Annotated in this window: 6 protein-coding genes and 1 pseudogene; 2 read left to right on the forward strand and 5 right to left on the reverse strand. The window is 40.4% G+C overall.

Annotated elements, in window-relative coordinates; genetic code table 11:
- Window positions 1-128: 128 nt before the first annotated feature.
- Entirely contained in the window at window positions 129-404 is a 276-nt protein-coding gene (locus tag V7L31_RS23570; protein WP_104899494.1) for an HU family DNA-binding protein, read from the reverse strand.
- A gap of 170 nt (window positions 405-574) precedes the next feature.
- Complete coding sequence (locus V7L31_RS23575; RefSeq protein WP_334698507.1) at window positions 575-1,003, reverse strand: MAPEG family protein; 429 nt, start codon at window positions 1,001-1,003, stop codon at window positions 575-577.
- A gap of 183 nt (window positions 1,004-1,186) precedes the next feature.
- On the opposite strand from V7L31_RS23575, the gene V7L31_RS23580 reads away from it, so the two are divergent.
- Window positions 1,187-1,888 (forward strand): LuxR C-terminal-related transcriptional regulator, encoded by a 702-nt coding sequence (locus tag V7L31_RS23580; protein WP_334698508.1) that lies wholly within the window; start codon window positions 1,187-1,189, stop codon window positions 1,886-1,888.
- An 88-nt stretch (window positions 1,889-1,976) separates the two neighbouring features.
- Here V7L31_RS23580 and V7L31_RS23585 read toward each other — a convergent pair whose 3' ends face one another.
- Entirely contained in the window at window positions 1,977-2,429 is a 453-nt protein-coding gene (locus tag V7L31_RS23585; protein ID WP_334698509.1) for a DUF1392 family protein, read from the reverse strand.
- 173 nt (window positions 2,430-2,602) lie between these two features.
- Between V7L31_RS23585 and V7L31_RS23590 the strand changes: the two genes are divergently transcribed.
- Window positions 2,603-3,448 (forward strand): phytanoyl-CoA dioxygenase family protein, encoded by an 846-nt coding sequence (locus tag V7L31_RS23590; RefSeq protein ID WP_334698510.1) that lies wholly within the window; start codon window positions 2,603-2,605, stop codon window positions 3,446-3,448.
- A 319-nt stretch (window positions 3,449-3,767) separates the two neighbouring features.
- On the opposite strand, the pseudogene V7L31_RS23595 reads toward V7L31_RS23590, so the two are convergent.
- Both V7L31_RS23595 and V7L31_RS23600 read right to left on the reverse strand, forming a co-directional pair.
- Window positions 3,768-4,064: pseudogene (locus V7L31_RS23595) on the reverse strand (HU family DNA-binding protein).
- A 204-nt stretch (window positions 4,065-4,268) separates the two neighbouring features.
- Window positions 4,269-4,745 (reverse strand): energy transducer TonB (locus tag V7L31_RS23600; protein WP_334698511.1); only part of this gene is annotated, 477 nt, incomplete at its 5' end.

A 4,745-nucleotide genomic window follows, 5' to 3' on the forward strand; every position in this document is an offset into this window, starting at 1 on the left:
GCTCCGGTTGATCGACGCTTAAGGCAAGAGTTGGAGTTGAACCTTATTTTGAAGTGGCGCAGTCCATTTAATAAGGAGAACTGGGAGCGCTGGGGGCAGCCTTTTGGGTAGTGTGGTTTACTTATGCTTTATGGCGCTACTTTTTCTTTAAACTGTTTCCCAGCAGAGAATGCAGGGACTTTGGTCGCCGGAATTGTCATTGGCTCATTGGTTTTGGGATTACGCCCTTCGCGTTCTGAGCGTTCGCGTCGCTCGAATGACCCAAAACCAATGAGCGTTACCTTTTCACCATTGGCTACAGCTTCAGTAACAACTGACAAAAAAGCACTGATTACTTCATCAGCTTGCTTTTTTGTGATGTTGGTCTTTGCTGCTACAGCATCCACTAATTCGCCTTTGTTCATAAATCACCCTGAAGCATTGCAAATAAGAGAAATCTAGCATTACCATCTCTGATTGGTAAAGGGTGAAAAGAAATAAATTTAGTAACTGCCCAGGTAGGAAAGTCAGGGATATTCTCGCTAGGGAAGAAAGATGGTAATGTTCAAGGATGAGTCCAGAAGAAAAAGAGTATCTATCTACCAAAGTGGATAAGGGCTGCGCGGATGGCAATGAACCACAGCGCAAGCGTGGCAAATAGGTAGAGGTAGAACCGAAGCATGATCAGATTGAATGTGCAATGGACAGTACTATGCAATAGACGAAACACAACAAAGACCCACGCGGCGTTCACATATATTGTATCTACCTGTTTCGTGATGAACAGATATAGTACGAGCGCATAGAAAAGTACCGGAATCTCGAATAGGTTCTTGAAGTTATCTGATGGATTGGATACATTTGGTGGTGATATCTGCGCTAGTGCGCCGGGTACAGCAAGCTCTTCTGGACGGATCTTTCTATCAGTAAAGAAACTGATACGGCGGATGTACATATACACCCAGACTATGAGTGTCAGAAAAACTGTTGCAAAGAAAGGACTGAAAATTGCTTCTTGTGGCATTTGTACCTCTTAAATTTGCTCATTCTGATTATGGATGTGCGATCAACTGCCTCATACAAAGGCGTATGAGCAATTTCCTTTCTTGAAACTCATGTCAAAGTGTTGTTGAGATTAAAGCTAATATAGGCTTAGTACTGCAATGCTTCTAGACCTCGAACGGGTACACTTGAGTCAACTTCACTTATGACAAGTCCGTTAAAGCTTCTTTTTGAAGCAATCAATCAAGCCCGTAGTGAGCATGATCTGCACTTGCAAGTCGTGCCAGGAATTGGTGAATATTTTGCCGCCAAACGATGGAGAATTTTTTTCTTTGAGCAACTGCCCTTAGCCGATAGCAATCTTCAAAAAATTCTGAGAATTGCATTATCCATTGAACACAATCCCATAGCACGTTATCTGGTGGAGCGCCATGCACCTGTCCATGAAGCATTAGTGACATCACCAAAGGCTTGGAAAATTATCTGTCCCCGCCCGGATCATTGGCATGTGATGGCGGGCCCAATCATTAATCGCAATCAATTAGTTGGCGTAGTGGGTTGCACCCGTGAAAAATCAATGCCTGCCTTTGATACACAAAATCTAACCGATTTGAGCGCCATTTGCCTGCACTTATCTGTTTGGGCTACAACAGTTGGTTCACAAGAAATTTATCAAGGAAAGTCGCAGCACCAACCTTTTAAAACTGCTCGCTTAACGTCTCGTGAATTGCAGATTGCAGAATTGGTTGCTTTAGGGAAAACTAACGCAGAAATTGGTCATCAACTTTGGATTACTGAAAATTCTGTCAAGCAAGCCTTAAAGCGAATGTTTCGTAAGCTTCAAGTTTCGTCTCGTGCAGAGATGGTTGCACAACTTTTAGCTCCAAGGCATCATCATTTAAAGTAATTTACAACCCTGCTAGCTCTTGGCTATGGTTTTCGTGTGAAAGCTCGACGTTTACCCTTGTTGTACCTATTGGTTTTTTTTACAATAGTCATACATCAACATTTACTAAATCAACATCAGCAAGCCAGATTGTTCTGCTTTGGGCAGACACTTCTTCTAAAATTGGAGAGCGCCACTCTACCCCATAAAGCCAATTATCTTTGAGGCTAAAAATTCCTTGAATAACACGGCGTATCGGCTGTTCACCGAAATCAACCTCAACTATGTCCCCCAATTCAAAAGCTGGAGTAGAAACAGTGGACTTTTCTAGTAAATTTGTTGGATGAAATTCTTGTTCAGCTAAGTAGAGAGTTTCATTCTGGCAAACAATTGCATAAATCCATTCCTGTTTTTCCCACAAAACACCACAGCAGTAGCCTGACAAGTCTGGGATTGGCAACAAAACTTTTTCTAACATTCTTACTGCTAATGGAGGCATGGACTGACCCCATTCAGGAGAAATATGCCAACAGGATTCTAAGGCGGTAATTTGGTTAATCATCTGGGAATGTTGTTCTCTTTTTTATACATACACTCACTTGCATCAGTCTGATCCGGAATATAATTCAAAATAAATATAGAAGTGATTGACTGGTATCTGATGTTTATTAGCAGCTGTCCCTAATAGAGATGATCTATCCCTAACCTCCAACTATTGAAAAACAAAGAAAAAAAATGACTGAATATTTAACTGGTAAAAAAACAGCTATAGAGCAACTAAATGAATGGATTGAATTTTTTCATACTCATGGTTTTCTTGTAATTGACAATGTGTTGACACCTGAACAATGTGAGCTTCTAAAGAATGATTTAGATGAAACTCTCAAAAAAATTGAAGGTGAAAATTATCACGAGTCAAAAAAAATGATGATGAAGCGAATGTTCGAGCATTCAAAGCAAAATCTAAATCTTTTTGCTTTAGAACCCATAGTTACATTTGCAGAACATTTAATTGGTGGAGCAAATGGAATAGGTCACTCAATACAAGATGGTGTTCCCAACGCTAATATAATTCATGTTATCCACAATAACTCATTTAAGATTCCTCCAAACACTGATGGTTTGGCTAAAAATGCTTGGCATCAAGACGATACACCGCACGTAATTTCCCTTGATGGGGAACCCTTAACCAATATTCGCCTGAATGTTCTAGCATTCACAGTAAATTATTACTTGACAGATGTACTATCTGAAAGAAATGGGCCAACTCAGGTGATTCCAGGATCTCATCTATTTGGCAAGTTCTGCAATGGTGATATTTTTGGATATGAAGACCGGGTTTATAACTGCTTGGGAGCAATGGGTTCTGCTGTTTGTTTTAACAATCAGGTATGGCATAGAGGGTCTAGAAATTCGTCCTCTATAACTCGCTACATTACGCAGATTACCTATGCAAAAAGACTGGTTGGGCATAAGTACGAACCCTTTATGAATTATCAAATGCCTAGTCACTGCTATGAAGAAGCAGACCAGAGATTGAAGCAACTCTTAGGATTTCTTCCCAACGGCGCTTATGGTTAATCTGATGATTATGAGGCTCTAAATTCAAACTAAAACTTAGCTTTAATTTAGAGATAAAAGGGCAAAAGGCGCTAGTTATTGGTTGTGGCTTAGGAGATGATGCCAAACAACCAACATTGCTATCGCAGTGGTGTGGAGAGCAAAATGGCCCCTTTTACAGATTTGTTGGTACGGGAGTAATGCCAGAATTGTCTAATTGCAATAACGTTACTCCCCAAGAAGTAGTCAAAGTTTCACAGTCGATTCGATACTTGAATTAATCGATTATGGCTTTGGAGTGATTGGATTGACAGTAGTAAAGTAAATACATTTGTATTGATTAGGGTGCAACTTTTTCTTTAAACTGCTTCCCAGCAGAAAACGCAGGCACAATGGTAGCTGGGATAGTCATTGGCTCATTGGTTTTGGGATTACGCCCCTCACGCTCGGAGCGATACCTTCAGCACACTTCGTGAACGCGTCGCTCAAATGACCCAAAACCAATGAGCGTTACCTTTTCACCATTAGCTACAGCTTCGGTAACAACTGACAAAAAAGCACTAATGACTTCATCAGCTAGCTTTTTTGTGATGTTGGTCTTTGCTGCTACAGCATCCACGAGTTCACCTTTGTTCATAAATCACCCTGAAGTATTGCAAATATTGGAAATCTAGCATTATTACCTCTTATTCATAAAGAGGAAATAAATAATCTTATAGCAACACGCGAAAATTAACATCCTTAAAATTGTTGGGTAAGAGTTTGGGAGAAGACTTCAACCTTGGTTATATAGCAGATTTCATCGATATCACCAACTAGGAAGTACTCTGTTTACCTGTTGTTAGCCACCATCCCTCGATAAATTTAGTTCGCCAAAAACATTGATATCAAATGTAAATTCAATATCAATGTAGTTCTTGCGATATCCTGTGGGCAAAGGTGCAAAAGGTGCAGCTCGCTGTATCGCATTCATTGCTACTTCATCAGTTACACGAAATCCAGAGGTTTGTACAATATTGAGATTGTTAACTTCACCTGAACGATTAACAGTGAAGTTAAGCACCGTTCGCCGATTAGACTGGCTCATTCCTGGTAGCCACTGCTGCTGAACGCGTTTCTTTAATTTGCTTAAGTAAGAGGTGAGGTCTACATCTTGACTGCTGGCATCAACACCAGAAGTCCCAATGCGATCGCGGTTGGAATTAGGCACAGATGCAAGTTGATGGCTAGACTGTGCCAAAACGGGAAAATTGTACGCTAAGGAATTAGTACAAGCTTCAAAAGCTATACAGAATAAGGCTTTAAGCGATTTAATTTT

The organism is Nostoc sp., from assembly GCF_036916655.1.
Classification (GTDB): domain Bacteria; phylum Cyanobacteriota; class Cyanobacteriia; order Cyanobacteriales; family Nostocaceae; genus Nostoc.